This window comes from Cellulosimicrobium sp. Marseille-Q4280 (genome assembly GCF_943181405.1).
Classification (GTDB): Bacteria; Actinomycetota; Actinomycetes; order Actinomycetales; family Cellulomonadaceae; genus Cellulosimicrobium.
Genome location: NZ_CALPBY010000008.1, coordinates 143,228 through 163,529, shown reverse-complemented (window position 1 = coordinate 163,529; position 20,302 = coordinate 143,228). Strand labels below are relative to the sequence as shown.

The 20,302-nt window shown below is 72.7% G+C and carries 19 protein-coding genes; 5 read left to right on the top strand and 14 right to left on the bottom strand.

Features of this window, described 5'->3' with window-relative positions:
* Window positions 1-12: 12 nt before the first annotated feature.
* The 12 genes from nuoK to NFS20_RS19540 form a co-directional block, all read right to left on the bottom strand.
* Complete coding sequence (nuoK, locus tag NFS20_RS19595) at window positions 13-312, bottom strand: NADH-quinone oxidoreductase subunit NuoK (protein WP_251153482.1); 300 nt, start codon at window positions 310-312, stop codon at window positions 13-15.
* On the bottom strand, window positions 312-1,217 hold the full coding sequence (locus NFS20_RS19590; RefSeq protein WP_251153481.1) for an NADH-quinone oxidoreductase subunit J: 906 nt from the start codon (window positions 1,215-1,217) through the stop codon (window positions 312-314). The genes nuoK and NFS20_RS19590 overlap by 1 nt, the downstream gene beginning before the upstream one ends.
* Window positions 1,214-1,930, bottom strand: coding sequence for an NADH-quinone oxidoreductase subunit NuoI (nuoI, locus tag NFS20_RS19585; protein ID WP_353050489.1), 717 nt, complete (start codon window positions 1,928-1,930; stop codon window positions 1,214-1,216). Before nuoI ends, NFS20_RS19590 begins: the two co-directional genes overlap by 4 nt.
* Window positions 1,923-3,305, bottom strand: a complete 1,383-nt coding sequence (gene nuoH / locus NFS20_RS19580) for an NADH-quinone oxidoreductase subunit NuoH (RefSeq protein WP_251153480.1) — start codon at window positions 3,303-3,305, stop codon at window positions 1,923-1,925. Before nuoH ends, nuoI begins: the two co-directional genes overlap by 8 nt.
* A complete protein-coding gene (locus tag NFS20_RS19575; protein ID WP_251153479.1) occupies window positions 3,302-6,022 on the bottom strand; it encodes an NADH-quinone oxidoreductase subunit G in 2,721 nt (906 codons plus the stop codon). The genes nuoH and NFS20_RS19575 overlap by 4 nt, the downstream gene beginning before the upstream one ends.
* A complete protein-coding gene (nuoF, locus tag NFS20_RS19570) occupies window positions 6,022-7,395 on the bottom strand; it encodes an NADH-quinone oxidoreductase subunit NuoF (RefSeq protein ID WP_251153478.1) in 1,374 nt (457 codons plus the stop codon). Before nuoF ends, NFS20_RS19575 begins: the two co-directional genes overlap by 1 nt.
* Window positions 7,392-8,300 (bottom strand): NADH-quinone oxidoreductase subunit NuoE, encoded by a 909-nt coding sequence (gene nuoE / locus NFS20_RS19565; RefSeq protein ID WP_251153477.1) that lies wholly within the window; start codon window positions 8,298-8,300, stop codon window positions 7,392-7,394. The genes nuoF and nuoE overlap by 4 nt, the downstream gene beginning before the upstream one ends.
* Complete coding sequence (locus tag NFS20_RS19560) at window positions 8,297-9,619, bottom strand: NADH-quinone oxidoreductase subunit D (RefSeq protein ID WP_251153595.1); 1,323 nt, start codon at window positions 9,617-9,619, stop codon at window positions 8,297-8,299. The genes nuoE and NFS20_RS19560 overlap by 4 nt, the downstream gene beginning before the upstream one ends.
* 53 nt (window positions 9,620-9,672) lie before the next feature.
* Complete coding sequence (locus tag NFS20_RS19555) at window positions 9,673-10,449, bottom strand: NADH-quinone oxidoreductase subunit C (protein ID WP_251153476.1); 777 nt, start codon at window positions 10,447-10,449, stop codon at window positions 9,673-9,675.
* Window positions 10,446-10,997, bottom strand: coding sequence for a NuoB/complex I 20 kDa subunit family protein (locus NFS20_RS19550; RefSeq protein WP_251153475.1), 552 nt, complete (start codon window positions 10,995-10,997; stop codon window positions 10,446-10,448). Before NFS20_RS19550 ends, NFS20_RS19555 begins: the two co-directional genes overlap by 4 nt.
* 69 nt (window positions 10,998-11,066) lie before the next feature.
* Window positions 11,067-11,429: an NADH-quinone oxidoreductase subunit A gene (locus tag NFS20_RS19545; RefSeq protein ID WP_251153474.1), complete on the bottom strand. Its 363-nt coding sequence runs from the start codon at window positions 11,427-11,429 to the stop codon at window positions 11,067-11,069.
* A gap of 118 nt (window positions 11,430-11,547) precedes the next feature.
* A complete protein-coding gene (locus NFS20_RS19540) occupies window positions 11,548-12,849 on the bottom strand; it encodes a geranylgeranyl reductase family protein (RefSeq protein ID WP_251153473.1) in 1,302 nt (433 codons plus the stop codon).
* Between the two features lie 229 nt (window positions 12,850-13,078).
* Between NFS20_RS19540 and NFS20_RS19535 the strand changes: the two genes are divergently transcribed.
* From NFS20_RS19535 to NFS20_RS19525, 3 genes are all read left to right on the top strand, one after another.
* Complete coding sequence (locus NFS20_RS19535) at window positions 13,079-13,630, top strand: MOSC domain-containing protein (RefSeq protein WP_251153472.1); 552 nt, start codon at window positions 13,079-13,081, stop codon at window positions 13,628-13,630.
* 403 nt (window positions 13,631-14,033) lie between these two features.
* Window positions 14,034-14,588: a type IV toxin-antitoxin system AbiEi family antitoxin domain-containing protein gene (locus NFS20_RS19530; RefSeq protein ID WP_251153471.1), complete on the top strand. Its 555-nt coding sequence runs from the start codon at window positions 14,034-14,036 to the stop codon at window positions 14,586-14,588.
* Window positions 14,585-15,490: a nucleotidyl transferase AbiEii/AbiGii toxin family protein gene (locus tag NFS20_RS19525; protein ID WP_251153470.1), complete on the top strand. Its 906-nt coding sequence runs from the start codon at window positions 14,585-14,587 to the stop codon at window positions 15,488-15,490. Before NFS20_RS19530 ends, NFS20_RS19525 begins: the two co-directional genes overlap by 4 nt.
* 124 nt (window positions 15,491-15,614) lie before the next feature.
* Here NFS20_RS19525 and NFS20_RS19520 read toward each other — a convergent pair whose 3' ends face one another.
* Complete coding sequence (locus NFS20_RS19520; protein ID WP_251153469.1) at window positions 15,615-16,313, bottom strand: demethylmenaquinone methyltransferase; 699 nt, start codon at window positions 16,311-16,313, stop codon at window positions 15,615-15,617.
* A gap of 65 nt (window positions 16,314-16,378) precedes the next feature.
* Here NFS20_RS19520 and NFS20_RS19515 point away from each other — a divergent pair, with 65 nt between their 5' ends.
* Window positions 16,379-17,731, top strand: a complete 1,353-nt coding sequence (locus NFS20_RS19515; protein ID WP_251153468.1) for an isochorismate synthase — start codon at window positions 16,379-16,381, stop codon at window positions 17,729-17,731.
* A gap of 126 nt (window positions 17,732-17,857) precedes the next feature.
* The gene (locus NFS20_RS19510; protein ID WP_251153467.1) at window positions 17,858-18,433 is read left to right on the top strand and encodes a GNAT family N-acetyltransferase; all 576 of its coding nucleotides are present in this window, start codon (window positions 17,858-17,860) and stop codon (window positions 18,431-18,433) included.
* A gap of 136 nt (window positions 18,434-18,569) precedes the next feature.
* Here NFS20_RS19510 and NFS20_RS19505 read toward each other — a convergent pair whose 3' ends face one another.
* Window positions 18,570-20,189 carry a S1C family serine protease gene (locus NFS20_RS19505; RefSeq protein WP_251153466.1) on the bottom strand — a complete coding sequence of 540 codons (1,620 nt, stop codon included), beginning with the start codon at window positions 20,187-20,189 and terminating at the stop codon, window positions 18,570-18,572.
* Window positions 20,190-20,302: the final 113 nt, after the last annotated feature.

The window sequence follows — 20,302 nt, the reverse complement described above, 5'->3', positions numbered from 1 at the left end:
GGTGCCGACCTCTCAGCTCTTCAGCAGGTTGACGTCGTCGACCGAGGCGGACCGACGCGTGCGGAAGATGGACACGATGATCGCGAGGCCCACGACGACCTCGGCCGCCGCGACGACCATGACGAAGAACGCGAGCACCTGGCCCGTGACGTCGCCGTGGATGCGTGCGAAGGTCACGAGCGCGAGGTTCGTCGCGTTGAGCATGAGCTCGATGCCCATGAACACGATGATCGCGTTGCGCCGCAGGAGCACCGTCGTGGCGCCGATCGTGAACAGGATCGTCGCGAGCACGAGGTAGTTCGTGATCTCCATCAGGCCTCATCTCCGAGGGTGCGGGTCCGGCCCGGGTCGTCGGGTCCCGACACGTCGCCGGCGGGTGGTGCGTCCGCGGGCTCCGCCTGGACGCTCCGCTCGTTCGCGTCGCCCGCGCGCAGCGCGGGGAGCGCCCGCTGCGGCTCGTGCTCCACGAGCACCTCGCGCTCGGCGGCGAGGATCGTCCCCGCCGAGCGCTCCTGGCCGCGGATGCGCAGGATGCGCGAGACCGACTCCTCGATCGGGCGCCCGGCGGCGTCGAGCGCGGGCGTGTCCATCGCGTTGTTCTGCGCGTAGACGCCCGGCGCGGCGAGCGGCGTGAGGCGACCGCCCGCGGGGAGCGCGGCGACCTTGGCGTCGGCCTGCTCGCGCTGGCCCACCTTCGCCACGAGCCGGCGGCGGTGCGTGAGCACGAGGGCCGAGACGGCGGCCGTGACCAGCAGGATGCCGACGACCTCCATCGCGAAGACGTAGTCGGCGAACAGGACGCGGGCCAGGGCCACGGGGTTCGTCGCCTCGTTGGCCGCCGCGAGCCCGACGGCGGGCGGGAACGTCGCCTGCGTGACGACGCCCACGAGCACGACGCCCAGCCCGAGCCCCAGGAGCACGCCGATCCAGCGCTGCCCCCTGATCGTCTCGACGAGCGAGTCGGAGGCGTCGACGCCCACGAGCATGAGGACGAAGAGGAACAGCATCATCACGGCGCCCGTGTAGACGACGACCTGCACGACCCCGAGGAACGACGCCTCCTGGGCGATGTAGAGGATCGCCAGGTCGACCATGACGAACATGACCGCGATCGCCGCGTGGACCGCCTTGCGCGCGAACAGCAGCGAGAGGGCTGCCAGGACCATGAGGGGGGCGAGGACCCAGAAGAGGGCCGCCTCGCCCGCGCTCGCGGTCATCGGGCCGCCTTCCGGTGACGGTCGGCGTGCTCGACGCGGCGCACCTCAGGCGTCGGGCCGGGCGGCTCGGGCGGGAGCGTCGGGTCGTCCGGACGGTGCTCGCGCACCCACGCCACCTGCTCGGCCACCGGGCCGCTCACCTCCCCGCGGTAGTACTCCGTGTCGCTCGTGCCCGGGACCATCGGGTGCGGTGCGGCGAGCATCCCCTGCTCCAGCGGCGCGAGGAGGTCCTCCTTCTCCCAGATCATCCCCTCGCGCGTGGGGCCGGCGAGCTCGTACTCGTTCGTCATCGTCAGGGCGCGCGTGGGGCACGCCTCGATGCAGAGCCCGCAGAAGATGCAGCGCAGGTAGTTGATCTGGTAGACGCGCCCGTACCGCTCGCCGGGCGACATGTGCTCGCCCTCGGGCAGGTCCGCGTTGTCGGCACCCTCGACGTAGATCGCGTCGGCAGGGCACGCCCACGCGCACAGCTCGCAGCCGATGCACTTCTCCAGGCCGTCGGCGTAGCGGTTGAGCTGGTGCCGCCCGTGGTAGCGCGGCTTCGGCGCGTGCTTCTTCCGCGGGTACTGCTCGGTGACCGTCGGCCGGAACATCGACGAGAACGTCACGCCGAAGCCCGCGACGGGCGCGAGCGCCTCGCGCAGGCCGGAGGCCTGCGGCCGCAGGGGCTGGTACTCCCCCGGCGCTGCGGACTGCTGCTGGTCGTCAGCCACGGTCGACCTCCTTGTCGTGGGGCGTGCCGGTCCCGGACGCCGTGCCGGCGGGCGAGCGGGCGTCGTCGGGCACGAGTGCCCGACGACGCGGGGACGGCGGGAGGGACTGGCCCGGGAGCGGCGGGACGGGGAAGCCACCCGCGAAGGCGTCGAACGGCTCGGCGGGTCCGCGGGCGCCCGACGTCGCGGGCCGGCTCGTCCCGGCCGGTCCCGGTGGTGCCTTCTTCTCGGGCCAGAACCACGTGATCGCCACGACCACGAGCGCGAGGCCCACCCCGACGCCGAGCACGACGCGCGTGTCGACCTCGCCGAACTGGCGCACGCCCTGGACGACGGACAGGAGGACGACCCAGCCGAGCGCGACGGGGATGAGCACCTTCCAGCCGAACGTCATGAACTGGTCGTAGCGCAGGCGCAGGAGCGTGCCGCGCACCCACACGAACACGAACATGAAGGCCCACATCTTCACGAGGAACCAGAGGATCGGCCACCAGCCCTCGTTGAACATGCCGTCGTTGATCGCCGACAGCGGCCACGGCGCGCGCCACCCGCCGAAGAACAGCGTCGTCGCGATCGCCGAGACGTTGATCATGTTGATGTACTCCGCGAGGAAGAACCACGCGAACTTCATCGACGAGTACTCGGTCATGTAGCCCGACACGAGCTCGCCCTCGGCCTCGGGGAGGTCGAACGGGAGCCGGTTCGTCTCGCCGATCATCGAGATGACGTAGATGACGAACGCCGGCAGGAGCGGGAGGAACCACCACAGCGGGGTCTGGGAGTCGACGATCTGCGACGTCGACATCGACCCCGCCATGATGAACACCGACACGAGCGACAGGCCCATCGCGAGCTCGTAGCTGATGACCTGCGCCGTCGAGCGCACCGAGCCGAGCAGCGGGTACGTCGAGCCCGACGACCAGCCACCGAGCACGATCCCGTACACGCCGAGCGCGGCGCACGCGAGGATGTACAGCACCGCGACGGGGAAGTCGGTGAGCTGCGCGGGCGTCACGAAGTCCGTGAACGGCACGCGCACCTCGGGCCCGAACGGGATGACGGCGAACACGAGCAGCGAGCAGAACACCGAGATCATCGGCGCGAGCAGGTAGACGAACTTGTCCGCGGCCTTGACGGTGATGTCCTCCTTGAGCAGGAGCTTCATCGCGTCCGCGAGCGACTGCAGCAGGCCGAACGGCCCGTGCACGTTCGGGCCGGGCCGCACCTGCATGCGCGCGACGACCTTGCGCTCGAACCAGATCGCGAGCAGCACGCTCGTCAGCAGGAAGACGATGATGAGCACCGCCTTGACCAGGTACGTCCAGCCGTTGTCCTGCGAGAAGTCGGCCGCGATGCCGGGTGTCTCGAACCTCATGCCCGCTCCCCTCCCTCGGTACGACGTGTCGTGCCAGGGGTCGCTGCGGAGGTGGACTGCCCTGGCACGTCGGCGGGCGCGAGCGTCACGACGTCGCCCGGCACGGCGCCGAGCGTCGCGTGCACCTGCGACCCCGCGGACCGCAGCGGGACCCACACGACGTGGTCGACCATGTCCGTCACGACGACCGGCAGCGTGATCGCCCCGCGGTCGGTGCCGACCCGGACGAGCTCGCCGTCGAACACGTCGACGGCCGCGGCGGTCGTCGCGGACATCCGGGCGACGGGCCGCTTCGCGGTCCCGGCGAGGTAGCGCTCCCCGTCCTGGCCGCGCCCGTCGTCGAGCAGCAGCCGCCAGCTCGCGAGCACCGCGGTGCTGGGCGCGACGGCGGGCGGCTCGGCCGCGGGGACGTCCGGGGCGGCGACGCGCTCGCCGTCCCAGGCGGCGAGCCGGCCGAGCTCGGCCCGCGCCGCGTCCGCCGTCGCAAGACCGAGGTGGACGCCCGCGGCGTCGGCGAGGGCGTCGAGCACGCGGTGGTCCGTCATCGCGGTCGACGCGAGCGCCGCGGGGAACGGCCGCAGCCGGCCTTCCCAGCTCCAGAACGACCCGGACCGCTCGACGGGCGGCGCGACCGGCAGGACCACGTCGGCCAGCTCCGTGACGGCCGAGCGGCGCACCTCGAGGCTCACGACGACGTCGGCCGCCTCGAGCGCACGGCGCGCGTGCGCGGGGTCGGGCAGGTCGGCGAGCTCGAGCCCGCCGACGAGCACGCCCGAGAGCTGTCCGACCGACAGCGCGTCGAGCATCTCCGTGACGTCGCGGCCGGGCGCTGCGGGCAGGTCCGCGGCGTCGACGCCCCAGAGGGACGCGACGTCCGCCCGGGCGCCCGCGTCGGCGACAGGCCGTGCGCCGGGCAGGAGGTTCGGCAGCGTGCCGACCTCGACACCGCCGCGCTCGCCCGCACGGCGCGGCACCCAGGCGAGCCGGGCCCCCGTGGCGGCGGCGGCCCGCAGGACGGCGCTGTAGCCGCCGGGGGTCGCGGCGAGACGCTCCCCCACGAGGATCACGGCCCCGGGCGTGCGCAGCGCGTCGCTCGCCTCGGCGAGCGCGTCCTCCGTACCGGCCGCCTCGTCGAGCGTGCGGACCCGGTCACCCGCGGCGAGGCCGTCGAGCCACTCGGCCTCCGTGCCCGGCGCGGCCGGGAGCAGCGTCCCGTGCATGCGCTCGAGGCCCCGCGACGCGTAGGGCGCGAGCGAGAACACGCGCACGCCGTGCTGGACCGCGCCCTTGCGCAGCCGCAGGAACGTGACGCCGGCCTCCTCCTCGGCCTCGAGGCCGACGAGGAGGACCGCGGGGGCCTTCTCCAGCTCGGTGAAGGTCACGCCGATCCCGTGACCGGCGACCGCGTGCGCGAGGAAGTCGGCCTCCTCGGCGCTGTGCGCGCGGGCGCGGTGGTCGACGTCGTTCGTCCGGAGCAGCACGCGGGCGAGCTTCGCGTACGCGTACGCGTCCTCGACCGTGAGGCGGCCACCGGGCAGGACCCCGACGCCGCCCGCGTCGCGCGCCGCCACGAGCGCCTGTGCCGCGAGCTCGAGCGCCTCGGCCCACGACGCCGGCCGCAGGTCACCACGCGTCACGGTGCCGTCGGGCGCGACCTCGCGGTCGCGCACGAGCGGGTGCGTCAGACGGTCGGGCGCGGACTGCCACGTGAACGCGAAGCGGTCCTTGTCGGTGATCCACTCCTCGTTGACCAGCGGGTCGTCGCCCGCGAGGCGTCGCAGCACGACGCCGCGGCGGTGGTCCACGCGGATCGCGCTGCCGCACGCGTCGTGCTCGCCGACCGACGGGGCCGAGACCAGGTCGAACGGGCGCGAGCGGAACCGGTACGCGGAACCCGTGAGCGCGCCGACCGGGCAGATCTGCACGGTGTTGCCCGAGAAGTACGACGCGAACGGCTGGCCCGACTCGTCCTCGAGCGCGAGCCCGACGGGGCGGTCCCCCGGCGCCTCGCCCGCGGGCGGCGCGAAGTCCAGGACCGCCTCGTCGAACCGGCCGATCTGCTGCGCGGCCCCGCGCTTCTGCAGGTCGATGAACGCGTCGCCCGCGATCTCCTTCGAGAAGCGCGTGCACCGCTGGCACAGGACGCAGCGCTCGCGGTCGAGCAGGATCGTCGTCGACACCGAGATCGGCTTGGGGAACGTGCGCTTGACGTCCACGAACCGGCTCGTCGCGCGCCCGTTGCTCATCGCCTGGTTCTGCAGGGGGCACTCGCCGCCCTTGTCGCACACCGGGCAGTCGAGCGGGTGGTTGATGAGCAGCATCTCCATGATCCCGTGCTGCGCCTTGTCGGCGACGGGGCTCGTGCGCTGCGTCTTCACGACCATGCCCGGCGTGACCTCGAGCGTGCACGACGCCTGCGGCTTCGGCATGGGCCGCAGGTTGCCCTCGCGGTCCGGCGTCGCGACCTCGACGAGGCACTGGCGGCATGCGCCGGCCGGGGCCAGGAGCGGGTGGTCGCAGAACCGCGGGATCTGGATGCCGATCTGCTCCGCCGCGCGGATGACGAGCGTGCCCTTCGGCACGGCCATCTCGATGTCGTCGATCGTGAACGACACCTGGTCCGCGGGCGGCGCCGGCAGCGCGGGCCGCGCCGGCTGTGACGGCACCGCCGGCTGGGCCTTTCCGGCGCCGGAGGTCGCCGGGGTGGTCGTCGTCATCAGTGCACTCCTGCCGTCAGGGCGCGCGCGGCGGCCGGTCGGGGCGTGTAGTCGAAGAGCGCCGCGGCGGACGGGTCGAACGGGCACGCGTGGCCCGTGATGTGCGCCTCGTACTCGTCGCGGAAGAGCTCGATGCTGCTCGTCACGGGCGACGTCGCGCCGTCGCCCAGGGCGCAGAACGCCCGGCCGAGGATGTTGTCGCACGTGTCGAGCAGCAGGTCGAGGTCACCCGGTGTGCCCTGGCCCGCCTCGATGCGGGCCAGGACCTGCTTCATCCAGTACGTCCCCTCGCGGCAGGGCGTGCACTTGCCGCACGACTCGTGCGCGTAGAAGTCCGTCCACCGGCTCACCGCCCGCACGACGCACGTCGTCTCGTCGAAGAGCTGCAGCGCGCGCGTCCCGAGCATGGAGCCGGCCTTCGCGACCGACTCGTAGTCGAGCGGGGTGTCGAGGTGCGCGTCCGTGAAGAGCGGCGTCGAGGACCCGCCCGGCGTCCAGAACTTCAGCGCCTTGCCGCCGCGGATCCCGCCGGCCATGTCGAGCAGCTCGCGCAGCGTGATGCCCAGCGGCGCCTCGTACTGGCCCGGCCGCGTCACGTGGCCCGACAGCGAGAACAGCCCGTACCCCGCCGAGCGCTCCGTGCCCATCGACGTGAACCAGTCCGCACCGCGCGCCACGATCGACGGCACGCTCGCGATCGACTCCACGTTGTTCACGACGGTCGGGCGCGCGTACAGGCCCGCGACCGCCGGGAACGGCGGCTTGAGCCGCGGCTGCCCGCGCAGGCCCTCGAGCGAGTCGAGCAGCGCCGTCTCCTCGCCGCAGATGTACGCGCCCGCACCCGCGTGGACCGTGACGTCGAGGTCGAAGCCCGACCCGAGGACGTCCTTGCCGAGGAACCCGGCCTCGTACGCCTCCTCGACCGCGCGCAGCAGACGCCGGTACACGTGCAGCACCTCGCCGCGCACGTAGATGAACGCGTGGTCGCAGCCGATCGCGTACGACGTGATCGCCACGCCCTCCACGAGCGCCTGCGGGCTCGCCATCATGAGCGGGATGTCCTTGCACGTCCCCGGCTCCGACTCGTCGGCGTTGACGACGAGGTAGCGCGGACCGCCGTCGGGCGCGGGCAGGAAGCCCCACTTCATCCCCGTCGGGAACCCCGCTCCCCCGCGTCCCCGCAGACCGGAGGCCTTGACGGTCTCGACGATCGCGGCGGGTTCCTGCGCCAGCGCCGCCCGCAGGCCGTCGTAGCCGCCGCGGTCGGTGTACGACGCCAGCGTCCACGACCGGTCCGCGTCCCACGTGTCCGACAGGACCGGGGTCAGCGGGTCGGTCCTCGGTCGCCGTGCGCCGCTCTGCTCCTGGCTCATGCGTCCGTTCCCTTCGACGCGTCGGGCTTCGCCTCGGGCGTGCCGGGCTTTCCGCCCGGGTCGACGTCGGCGTCGGTCGTCGGTTCGCGCTCGGCGCTGGACTGCTCCTCGCCCGGCTCGGGGGTCGTGCCCCCGGCGGGGGAGGCGGCGTCGGGGCTCGGCTCTCCTGCCGAGGTAGTACCGCTGTCGTCGGGCTCGGGAGCGGTCCAGCCGTTCTCGCGGGCGAGGCGCAGGCCCACGAGCGTGGGCCCGCCGGCGCCGACGCCTTCGTCGGCGCGGCCGTCGGAGAAGCCCGCGAGGACGCGGCTCATCTGCTTGAAGGAGCAGACGCTCGCCGCGCCGCGGGTCGGCGCGACCTGCTCGCCCGCGCGGAGGCGGTCGACGACGTCCGTCGCGGTCTGCGGGGTCTGGTTGTCGAAGAACTCCCAGTTGACCATCATGACCGGCGCGTAGTCGCAGGCGGCGTTGCACTCGACGCGCTCGAGGGTGATCGCACCGTCGTCGGTCGTCTCGTCGTGGCCGACGCCGAGGTGCTCGGAGAGCTCGTCGAAGATCGCGTCGCCGCCCATGATCGCGCACAGCGTGTTGGTGCAGACGCCCACCGTGTAGGTGCCGTTGGGGTGGCGCTTGTACTGGGTGTAGAACGTCGCGACGGCGGAGACCTCGGCGGCCGTGAGGTCGAGCTGCTCGGCGCAGAACAGGATCCCGTCGCGCGAGACGTAGCCGTCCTCGGCCTGCACGAGGTGCAGCATCGGCAGAAGCGCCGATCGTGCCTGCGGGTAGCGCGCCACGATCTGCGCGGCGTCGGACGCGAGGCGCGCGTGCGTCTCGGAGTCGTAGCCCGGGCGCGAGCGGCGACCGCCCCCGGGCGACCCGTTCGTGGCGGGTCCAGCGTCGATCGTCATCGGTCCACCCCTCCCAGCACCGGGTCCAGGGACGCGACGGCGACGACGACGTCGGCGACCTGGCCGCCCTCGCACATCGCGGCCACGGCCTGGAGGTTGTTGAACGACGGGTCGCGGAAGTGCGCGCGGTAGGGGCGCGTCCCGCCGTCGGACACGAGGTGCACGCCGAGCTCTCCGCGCGGGTGCTCCACGGTCTGCCACGCCTGGCCCACCGGGACCCGGAAGCCCTCCGTGACCAGCTTGAAGTGGTGGATCAGGGCCTCCATCGAGGTGCCCATGATCTCCTTGATGTGCTCGAGCGAGTTGCCCTGGCCGTCGGACCCGATCGCGAGCTGCGCCGGCCACGCGATCTTGCGGTCGCCGACCATCACGGGCTGACCCGCCGTCGCCTCCAGGCGCTCGAGGCACTGCTCGACGATGCGCAGCGACTGGTAGCACTCCTCGATCCGCAGCACGACGCGGTCGTAGCAGTCCGCGCCCTGCGACGTCGGGACGTCGAAGTCGTACGTCTCGTAGCCGCAGTAGGGGTCTGTCTTGCGCACGTCGTACGGCAGGCCCGTCGACCGCAGGACCGGGCCCGTGATGCCGAGGGCCATGCAGCCGGCGAGGTTGAGGTGCCCGACGCCGACGAGTCGGCCCTTGAAGATCGGGTTCGCGAGCATGAGGTCGCCGAGCTGGCCGAGGTAGCGCCGGATCAGGGGCTCCGCCTCGCGGACCTGGTCCACGATGTCGGTCGGCACGTCCTGGGCGACGCCGCCGGGGCGCACGTACGCGTGGTTCATGCGCAGGCCCGTGATCGCCTCGAAGATCTTGAGGATCTCCTCGCGCGCCGTGAAGCCGACGGTCATGACCGTCGTGGCGCCCATCTCGTTGCCGCCGGTCCCGAGGCACACGAGGTGCGACGCGATGCGGTTGAGCTCCATGACGAGCACGCGGATCACGCTGGCCCGCTCGGGCACGTCGTCCGTGATGCCGAGGAGCTTCTCGACCGCGAGGCAGTACGCCGTCTCCTGGAAGAACGGCGCGAGGTAGTCCATGCGCGTGCAGAACGTGACGCCCTGCGTCCACGTCCGGTACTCCATGTTCTTCTCGATGCCCGTGTGCAGGTAGCCGATGCCGCAGCGCGCCTCGGTGACGGTCTCGCCGTCGATCTCGAGCATCAGGCGCAGCACGCCGTGCGTCGACGGGTGCTGCGGGCCCATGTTGACGACGATGCGCTCCTCGCCGAGCGCCGCCGCGGCGACCGCGCTCTCCGCGATCTCCGCCCAGTCGCCGCCCGACGCCTCGAAGCTCGGGACGCCCTGCTCGAAGTCGCCCACGGGCGGGCGCGTGGAGTGCGGGGCGGACTGCGACGCCCCGGTGGTGTGCGTGCTCACGAGTACGACCTCCTCGTGTCCGGCGGGGGGACGGTCGCGCCCTTGTACTCGACCGGGATCCCGCCGAGCGGGTAGTCCTTGCGCTGGGGGTGGCCGGGCCAGTCGTCGGGCATCTCGATGCGCGCGAGCGCCGGGTGCCCGTCGAAGACGATGCCGAAGAAGTCCCACGTCTCGCGCTCGTGCCAGTCGTTCGTCGGGTACACCGACGTGGTCGACGGGACGTGCGGGTCGGCGTCGGGCACGGCGACCTCGAGGCGGAGGCGTCGGCCGTGCGTGATCGACGTCAGGTGGTAGACCGCGTGGAGCTCGCGGCCGACGTCGTGCGGGAAGTGCACGCCGCTCACGCCGAGGCTCAGCTCGAACCGCAGGTCCTGGTCGTCGCGCAGCGCACGGCACACCTCCACGAGGTGGTCGCGGTGCACGTGGAGCGTCAGCTCGCCGTGCCGTCCCGGCGGGTCGACGCTCACGTACTCGACTGCGTCGTTGATCGACGTGCCGCCCTCGGCGAGGACCTGCGCGAGGACGTCCACGGCGTCGTCGAACCAGCCGCCGTACGGCCGCGGGGTCGCGCCCGGCATCGCGACGGGCTGCACGAGACCGCCGTAGCCGGACGTGTCGCCGGAGCCCTGCGCGCCGAACATGCCCGACCGCACCTCGACCACGTCGAGCGTGCGCGGCGCCTCGGCACCGGTGACGAGCTCGCCCGATCGCGGCCCCTGGACCTCCTCGGGCTGCGGGACGGGCTTGGCGCCGTCTGCGGGCCCGGCGCTCACCGGAGCAGACCCTTCATCTGGAAGGTCGGCGTCGCCTCGAGCGCGGCCGCCTCCGCGGCGCGCGCCGCCTCCTTGCGGTTCGCGCCCAGGGGCTCGTCGCCGATCTGCTCGTGCAGCGCGAGGATCGCGTTGATGAGCATCTCGGGCCGCGGCGGGCACCCCGGGAGATAGATGTCGACCGGGACGACGTGGTCGACGCCCTGCACGATCGCGTAGTTGTTGAACATCCCGCCGCTCGACGCGCACACGCCCATCGACAGAACCCACTTGGGCTCGCTCATCTGGTCGTAGACCTGGCGCACGACGGGCGCCATCTTCTGGCTCACTCGGCCGGCGACGATCATGAGGTCCGCCTGGCGCGGCGACGCTCGGAAGACCTCCATGCCGAAGCGCGACAGGTCGAAGCGCGACGCGCCCGCGGCCATCATCTCGATCGCGCAGCACGCGAGCCCGAACGTCACGGGCCACAGCGAGGCCTTGCGGAAGTACCCGGCGAGGTCCTCGATGGTCGTGAGCAAGAAGCCTGAAGGAGCTTCCTCGATCCCCATGGTTGTTCTCCTAGCCCATCGTCGGTCGCGCGTGCGGCTCGTGCCGCGGACAGGTGCAGATGATCGGTGTCAGTCCCACTCGAGGCCCCCGCGACGCCACTCGTAGACGAACGGGACGGTGATGAGCGCGAGGAACGCCAGCATCGCGACGAGGCCGAACGTCGCGAGCGTCGCGAAGTCGACGGCCCACGGGTAGAGGAAGACGACCTCGATGTCGAAGACGATGAAGGTCATCGCGACGAGGTAGTACTTGATCGGGAAGCGCCCGCCGCCGACGGCGTGGGGCGTGGGCTCGATGCCGCACTCGTACGCGTCCACCTTGGCGCGGTTGTAACGCTTCGGACCGATCACGGCGCTCGCGCCGACGCCGCCGAGGGCGAGCACTGCGGCCACGCCCATGAGGACGAGGAGCGGCACGTACGGGTTGGTCATCGTCGACTCCTCGCGTGGTGGCTCGTGGTCCCCGGACGACGCCGTCCGGGGTGGAGGTCAGGTGGTGGTGCGAGCGCCGGCGCCTCTGCCGGATCGTCTGGCGGCCCACCTCGTGGTCTCATGACGATGGCACCACCCTCGTCAGCCCCGCGATGACGCGGTCGACCCAGTCGCCGCCGCGGGGCTCGTAGCAGTCGGACAGCAGCTTGAGGACGAACCGCATGACGACCGGGCGCGGCAGCCCGTAACGGGTGCAGATCCGCATGATTTCGGGGTGCTCGATGAGCTTCACGAAATACCGGCCGAGCGTGTAGTAGCCGCCGAGCTCGCGGCGCATGACCTTCGGGTACGTCTGGAGCGCGCGCTCGCGCCCCGCGTCCGTGGCCCGTGCCCGGGACTGCGCCACAACGTCCGCCGCCGTGCGCGCGGCCTGCATCGCGTAGGCGATGCCCTCGCCGTTGAACGGGCTCACCATGCCGCCCGAGTCGCCGACGAGCAGCACGCCGCGCGTGTACAGCGGCGTGCGGTTGAAGCCCATGGGGAGCGCCGCGCCGCGCACCGGGCCGATCTGGTTCTCCTCGGTGAGCTCCCACTCGGCGGGCGCGTTGCGCATCCACGTGGCGAACAGGTCCTTGTAGTCGACGTTCGCCGCGGACTGCTTCGCCGGCGACGAGCTCACCGACCCGAGACCGATGTTCGCGGTGCCGTCGCCGAGCGCGAAGATCCACCCGTAGCCGGGCAGCAGCGCGGACTCGTTCGGCGCGCCCTCCCAGAGCTCGAGGTGGGACTCCATCCACGCGTCGTCATGACGGGGCGTGCGGAAGTACGTGCGGACGGCGACGCCGATGGGCCGGTCCTCGCGACGGCTCAGGCCGAGCGCGAGCGCGAACCGCGACGAGACGCCGTCGGCGGCGATGACGACGGGCGCGCGGTACGTGACCTCGTCGCCCGCGCGGCGGCCCTTGTCGTCCACAGGACGGGCCGTGACACCGACGACGCGGCCGGTGCGCTCGTCGAGCAGCGGACCGGTCACCGCCGTGCGCTCCAGGAGCTTGGCGCCGGTGCGCTGCGCGTGCTCGGCGAGCGTGCGGTCGAACGAGTGCCGTGCGCGGGCCATGCCGTAGCTCGGGTAGGACGCGAGGTCGGGCCACGCCAGCTCCCACGACCGGCCGCTCGCGACGACGCGCAGGCCCTCGTTGCGGATCCAGCCGTCCTCGGCGCGCGTCGGGACGCCCATGCGCACCAGCTCGGCCACGGCGCGCGGGGTGAGGCCGTCGCCGCAGATCTTGTCGCGCGGGAACGCGGACTTCTCCAGCAGCAGGACGTTCAGGCCCGCGGCGGCGCAGTAGTGGGCCGCCGTCGAGCCGGCGGGACCCGCGCCCACGACGATGACGTCGGCGTCGTCGCGTCCTGCGCCCACGTCCTCACCTCTTCGCCGCTCGTCGGACCACCGGTGCTCGCGCACCTCACCGTCACCCGTCGTCAGGCACGATGCACCCACAGCCCTTGTGAAGTCGGTCACAATGGACACCGTCACTCTAGTCACTGGTTCCGCGCGATGTGTAGCAAGGTGACCCTTCCTCGCCACATCGGGGACCCTCGTCGGCATCTCCTGGGCCCTCGGTCCCACGGTGCGGCAGGATGACCGCGTGCCCTCCACCTCACCGCACGTCGCGGCCGTGGCCTCGAGCCCGGACCACGCGTTCAGCAAGCAGGTCAGCGCCTCGGTCCGTGTCGTCGCAGGTCACGGGGTCGTCGGCGACACGCACGCGGGCGTGACGGTCCAGCACCGCAGCAGGGTCCGGGCGGACCCGACGCAGCCGAACCTGCGCCAGGTGCACCTCATCCACGCCGAGCTGTTCGACCAGCTCGCCGGCGCGGGGTTCGACGTCGCTCCGGGAGACCTCGGGGAGAACGTCACGACGCGCGGGATCGACCTCCTCGCGCTGCCCCGCGGCACACGGCTCGCCATCGGGCCGGACGTCGTGCTCGAGGTCACCGGGCTGCGCAACCCGTGCCAGCAGATCAACGACTTCCAGGCCGGCCTGCTCAAGCACGTCGTCGTGCCCGACGGCGCGGGCGGGGTCGTGCGCAAGGCCGGCGTCATGGCCGTGGTCGCGCAGGGCGGGACGATCACGGCGGGGGACGACGTCGTCGTCCACCTCCCGGACGAGCCGCACGAGCCCCTCGCGCCGGTCTGACCGGGCACCCAGGAGTACCCGCCTCGAAGCAACCACTTCAGGACGATCTCGTCGCGTCGACGATCATCGTGCCGAACAAGTCGGACGTCCGACGCCTCCCCGAGGACCACACGTCTCGCAGCCCCAGCGCGGTGGCAAGGCTTCGCACCGGAGCAGCGGCGATGGCAACCGACCGACAGGGGCGCAGACCTCCGTCCGCTCGAGGCTTCAGCCACCATGGAACGCTCGAGAGCTCAAGAGGACCTTGTCCGTGTCGACGTCAAGGACGTGGAACCGCCTGCCGTTGATGAAGCATCTGTGCACAGGTACCGTTACCTGTGTACGTTTGATTCATCCAGTAGGGACAGGAGGCGTCCAGGTGAGCAGTTCGAGCAGTCGTGACGGGCCGGTCGAAGGACGTCCCGTGGTTCGCTGGGCCGAGGTCGCCGGTCGTCGCCTGAGCAGCGGCAAGGCCCATCAAGTTCTCACCGACCCGACGAAGTACGAGCGCATCGGGCACGGCCTGTACCGATCCCTCGACCTGCCGGTCGTCGACACGGACCTCGTGGAGATCGCGGCACGCGCACCCAAGGCGACGTTGTGCCTCACCAGCGCGCTGGCATGGCACGGCCTCACCGACGAGATCCCCAGGACGTACGACCTCGCCGTCGCGCGAGGTGCGCGGCCCCCGGTCCTCCATACGAGCGTGACGTTCCACCGGTTCGATGCCGCGACCTATGCCGTGGGGCGAGAGTCGCACCCTCTGCCCGACGAGCCTGTCCTCGCGATCTGGGTCTACTCCCCGGAGCGGACGATCGCCGACCTGTTCCGGCTCCCCCACCGGCGCGACGAGGCGGTCGCTGCGACGAAGCAGTGGTTGCGCGGGCGCGGCCACACGCCGGCACGCCTCCTTGAGGTGGCGCAGCAGCTTCCCCGTACCGAGACGGCCCTCAGGAACGCCTTGAGCATCCTCGCATGACAACCGACCAGGAGGTGCTACGCGCTCTGCGCGCAGAGTCCCGCCGTCGCGGTCGGAACCTCGGAGAGCTCCTGGTCCTCTACGCGCTGGAGAGAACACTCGACCGGCTCACGCGTACCGAGTACGCCGACGCGTTCGTCCTCAAGGGTGGCGTGCTGCTCGCAGCGTTCGACCAACGACGTGTGACCCGGGACATCGACCTCCAGGCCACGGCGATCGAGCTCTCCCCCGCTCGCCTGGTCGAGGTGGTTCAGGCGATCGCTGCGGTAGACGCTGCTGACGGGTTGGTCTTCGACGAGGCCGACCCTCGGGTCGAGGTCATCCGCGAGGACGACGAGTACGAAGGACTCCGTGCCCTGTGCACCGCACGTCTCGGACGTTCGCCCCTTCGCGTCCAGCTCGACGTGTCCACCGGTGACCCTGTCTGGCCGGCACCCCAGCGCGTCGTGGTCCCCGGCCTCCTCGGCGGCGACGTGACGATCATGGGCCATCCGATGCCGACCGTGATCGCCGAGAAGACCGTGACCATCCTCCAACGTGGGACGACCAGCACACGCTGGCGCGACTACGTCGACGTCGTCAATCTGGCACGAGCCCATGCCTTTGCGGCGGGGGATCTCCGGCACGCGGCGCTGGCGGTCGCTGCACATCGAGAAGAAGAGCTCCGGCCCCTGGCCCCGAGCGTCGCGGGGTACGGCCTCGTCGGACAGGGCAAATGGGCGGCCTGGCGTACGAAGAACGATCTTGTCGCACGATCTGAGGTGATCCTCGACGACCAGATGTCGATGATCGTCCGATTTCTCGACCCGGTCTACGCGGGCGACGTCCCCGACAGCCACACCTGGGACCCCGACTCCCGCACCTGGGGACCGGCACCCGACATGTCGAAGGCGGTCCGATGAGCGTCCGCACCGAGTCGGCGCCCGGATCGAGCGTCGAGGATGCTCCGCGCGCCTGGCGGTGACGTGGCGAGGCACCCTCTGAGGGCAGCCACGGTGTCGGCCGCAAGGGTCGCCGTCGCGGTCCCTATGCGGCGGGGCGCGTGCCGCGGTGCAGCGCGACGACGCCGCCCGACAGGTTCCGGTAGGCCACGCTCTCCCAGCCGGCACGCAGCAGCAGGCGGCCGAGACCTCGCTGGTCCGGCCACGCCGCGATGGACTCCGCGAGGTACTCGTACGAGCCGCCCTCGCGCGTCACCGCGGCGGCGATCCGCGGCAGCGCCTGCACGAGGTACTCCTGGTAGAGCACGCGGAACGGCTCCCACGTCGGCGTCGAGAACTCGCAGATCACGACACGGCCGCCAGGCCGCACGACGCGCAGCATCTCGCGCAGCGCACCCTCGGTGTCGACGACGTTGCGCAGCCCGAACGAGATCGTCACGGCGTCGAACGTCCCGTCGGCGAAGGGCAGGTGCGTCGCGTCCCCCGCGACGAACGGCAGGTCGGGCCGACGCTCCTTGCCGACCTGGAGCATCCCGAACGAGAAGTCGCACGGCACGACGCGCACGCCGTCGTCCGCGAAGGGCTCGGACGAGGTGCCCGTCCCGGCAGCGAGGTCGAGCACCTTCTCGCCGGGCAGCGCACCCAGCGCGCGCACGGTGGCCCGGCGCCAGGCCCGGTCCTGGCCGAGCGACAGGATGTCGTTGGTCAGGTCGTAGCGGCGGGCGATGCCGTCGAACATCGACGCGACCTCGGCGGGCTTCTTGTCCAGGCTGGCGCGGGGCATGGGCCCATGCTTCCACGACCGCCGCGCTGCGCCGCACCAGGCGGGCGCGCTTACCCTGGGTGGCGATGACTGCAGAACCGTCGGCGGCCCCGGCCGTCCAGCCCCACCCGCTCGTCGTCCGGACCAGCCGGATCGACGACCTCCCCGGTGGTCCCGCCGCGCTCGTCGACCTCCTGCCCGACGCGCGGCCCCTCAGCTGGGTGCGCCGCGGCGACGGGATCGTGGGCTGGGGCGAGGCGCTGCGCCTCGAGACGTGGGGACCGGGCCGGTTCGCCGACGCCGAGGCGGCATGGCACGAGACCCTCGCGCGCGCCGTCGTGCGCGACGAGGTCGGCCTGCCGGGCACCGGGCCGGTGGCGTTCGGCACGTTCGCGTTCGACGACTCCGCGCCCGGCGACGACGCGCACGAGCCGCTGCGGGCAGGCGGGGTGCTCGTGGTCCCGCGCGTCGTCGTCGGTCGCCGCGACGGGACGACGTGGCTCACGACGGTCGACACCGCGGGCTCGCTGTCCTCCTCCCCCGCCGCCGCGCTGGCCCGCACGCCGCGCACGCCCGTCACGCCGCCCGGTGAGGTCACGTGGCACGACGGCGCCCTGCGCGCGGACGACTGGGCCGCCGTCGTCGCGGAGGGTGTCGAGCGCATCCGCGCCGGGGCGCTCGAGAAGGTCGTGCTCGCGCGCGACGTCGTGGCCCGCACGAGCGCGCCGGTCGACCCGCGCTGGCTGCTCGCACGCCTCGCCACGGCGTACGAGGCGTGCTGGACCTTCTCGGTCGACGGCATGGTCGGCGCGACGCCCGAGCTGCTCGTGCGCAGCGAGAAGGGCCTCGTCACGTCGCGCGTGCTCGCGGGCACGATCCGGCGGGCCGGGCTGTCCGACGACGAGGCGCTCCTGCGCGCGGCACAGCTCGCGCGGTCGTCCAAGGACCTCGAGGAGCACGAGTACGCCGTGACCTCCGTCGCGCAGGCGCTCGCGCCGTTCTGCTCGTCGATGAACGTCCCCGACACGCCGTTCGTGCTCCATCTGCCGAACGTCATGCACCTCGCGTCCGACGTCACGGGCGTCCTCGCGCGCGGCGGCGCGTCGCGCCCGGCTGCGGCGCCGACGAGCCTCGCGCTCGCGGCGGCGCTGCACCCGTCGGCCGCTGTGTGCGGCACCCCGACCGAGGCCGCGCGCGACCTCATCCGCGAGATCGAGGGCATGGACCGCTCCCGCTACGCCGGTCCCGTGGGCTGGCTCGGTGCGGACGGCGACGGCGAGTGGGGCATCGCGCTGCGCTCGGCCGAGCTCTCCGCATCGGACCCGCGCGACGTGCGGCTCTTCGCGGGCTGCGGCATCGTCGCCGCGTCGGACCCGGCGGCCGAGCTCGCGGAGTCCGAGGCAAAGCTCGAGCCCCTGCGGTACGCGCTCGGCTCCTGAGCCGGTGGTGGGCGCCGGCCGTCGCCGTCGAGCCGGCGGGTGTGGGGAACGTCACCACCGCGAGCACCCGACCGCGCACCGGACGCCTCTGTCCAGGGAGTTCGGGCCGCTGCTAGGTTCGCGCAGGTGTCCGAATCCTCCCTTCCTCCCGGCTCGTCCGTCACCGGTCCCGATCGTGGCCGCGCCGGCGTCCTCGTCCGGCGTGCGACGGTCACCGACCGCGACGCCGTCTGGCCCCTCGTCGCGGAGCTCCGGCCCGACGCACCCGAGCGACGGGCGTTCGACCGGTCGTTCGGCCCGCTGCTCGGTGCGCTCGACACCTGGTTCGCGGTGGCCGAGCTGCCGGGCGAGGGCGTCGTCGGCTACGTCCTGGCGAACCGACACCTGAGCTTCGCCGCCGACGGCGACGTGTGCCGCGTCGAGGAGGTGGCCGTCGCCTCCGCGCACCGGCGTCGCGGCGTGGGCCGCGCCCTGCTGTCGTCCGCGGAGGACTGGGCGGTCGAGGCCGGCGCCGCCCGGGCGGCGATCGCGACGGCCGTCTGCGAGGAGTTCTCGACGGCCCACGGCTACGCGCGGACCGCGGGGTTCTTCACCAAGCCCCTCACGTCCGGAGGGCCCGCGACCGACACGGCGACGCTCGGTGGCTTGTCGTCCGACGACGCGGGCTGGGACGGCCCTGACGTCACCGCTGGACCGACCTGACCCCGGGGACGCCGAAGGCCGGCACGGACCAGGTCCGTGCCGGCCGGGCGGTGCGCGCGGGGGGACGTCCGCAGCGCTCCGCCGGTCCCGTCGCGCCGGATGGGAGGACGGCGCAGCGGAAGACAGCGGCGGTGGGTCAGCCCTGTCCGCCGAAGAACCAGTCGAACGGGTTCGGGACGTTGCCCGGGTCGCTGGGGTCGGTCTCCTGACCCTGCTCGCCCTGCTGGTCGCCCTGGCCCTCGGGCACCTGGCCCTGGCCGTCCTGGCCCTCGGGCAGCTGGCCCTCCGGGAGCTGGCCCTGGCCGGAACCGTCCGAGCCCTCCGAGCCCTCGCCGGTGGTCTCCTGGTCGGCGGGGCGCGTCGCGAGGGTCACGTCGACCTCGAGGGTCTCGCCGTCGCGGACGACGGTGAGCGCCGCGTTCGCGCCGGCCGCACGCTCGCGGACGAACGCGGTGAGCGACTCCGCACCGCCGACTGGGTCGCCGTCGATCGCGACGATCACGTCACCGCTCTCGATGCCGGCCTCGGCGGCGGGCGATCCCTCGGTGACCTCGGCGACCTGCGCGCCGCGGCGCGTCACGCCGTCGGCCGTCGCGGTCGCGTCCGAGAGGGAGACCCCGAGGAACGCGTGCTCCGCGGTGCCGTTCTCGACGAGCTGACCGCCGATCGTCTTCGCGAGGTTCACGGGGATCGCGAAGCCCAGACCGATCGAGCCGGACTGGCTCCCGCCGCTCGACAGCGACGCGATCGAGGACGTGATGCCGATGACCCTGCCCTGCGCGTCGAACAGCGGCCCGCCCGAGTTGCCGGGGTTGATCGCGGCGTCGATCTGGATGGCGTTGGTCACCACCGACGTGCCGCCCTCGGAGCCCGAGGCGGAGACGGGCCGGTCCACGGCGGACACGATGCCCGTCGTCGCGGTGTTCGCGAGACCCAGCGGGTTGCCCACCGCGAGGACCGACTCGCCGACGCTCACGTCGTCCGAGTCGCCGAGCGTCGCGGGCTGCAGGTCGTCCGGGGCGTCCTTGATCTGCACGACGGCGAGGTCCGTCGCCGGGTCGAGCCCGACGATCGTCGCCTCGAACAGGCGGCCGTCGCTGAGGGTCACCTGGACGGTGTCGTCGACGGCGCCCGCGACCACGTGGTTGTTCGTCACGACGTGGCCCTGGTCGTCGATGATGACGCCCGAGCCCTCACCGCCGCCGGACTGCGTCTGGACCTGGATCGCCACGACCGACGGCGCGACGGCCTGCGTCACGGCCTCCCAGTCGGGGTTCTGCGAGGACGAGCTCGAGACGGGGGCCGTGGTCGACTCGTCCTGCTGCTGCCCGACCTGCGCGAGCGAGCTGTTCGGCGAGGTGTCGTCGTCGACCGCAAGGACGAGCCCGGCGGTGCCGAGGCTCGCGACGATCGCGGCTGCGGCAGCGGCGCTCACGACGGGCACCCAGGTGCGACGGCGCTCGGAGCGCGGACCGGTGGGCCCGCCCTGCACGGGCGGTGCCGGAGGCGGCGGCACGGCGCCGTACCCGCCCGACGCCGCGCCGGCGCCGGGTCCGGCCGGCGTACCCGCGGCAGCCTGCGCCGGACGGGCGTACGGGTTCGTGGCCGCCTGCTGCGGCGCGGCCGGCTGCTGCGGCGCGGCCGGCTGGGCGAACTGGACCTGCTGGACGTGCTGCGGCACCGCGAGCGGAGCGGTCGGCTGCGTCTGCGGGTGCTCGACGGGCTGCATCGGCGCGGTGGGGGTGTCGTTCGACATGGTGGGCCTCCTCGGTTCTGCCCACTACTTCACACCCCTGGCCTTGAACGACCCTTGAGCGTTCCTGGGAATCGGCTGCGAATCCTGCGCGGCGCCTTCCCGGACGACCCGAC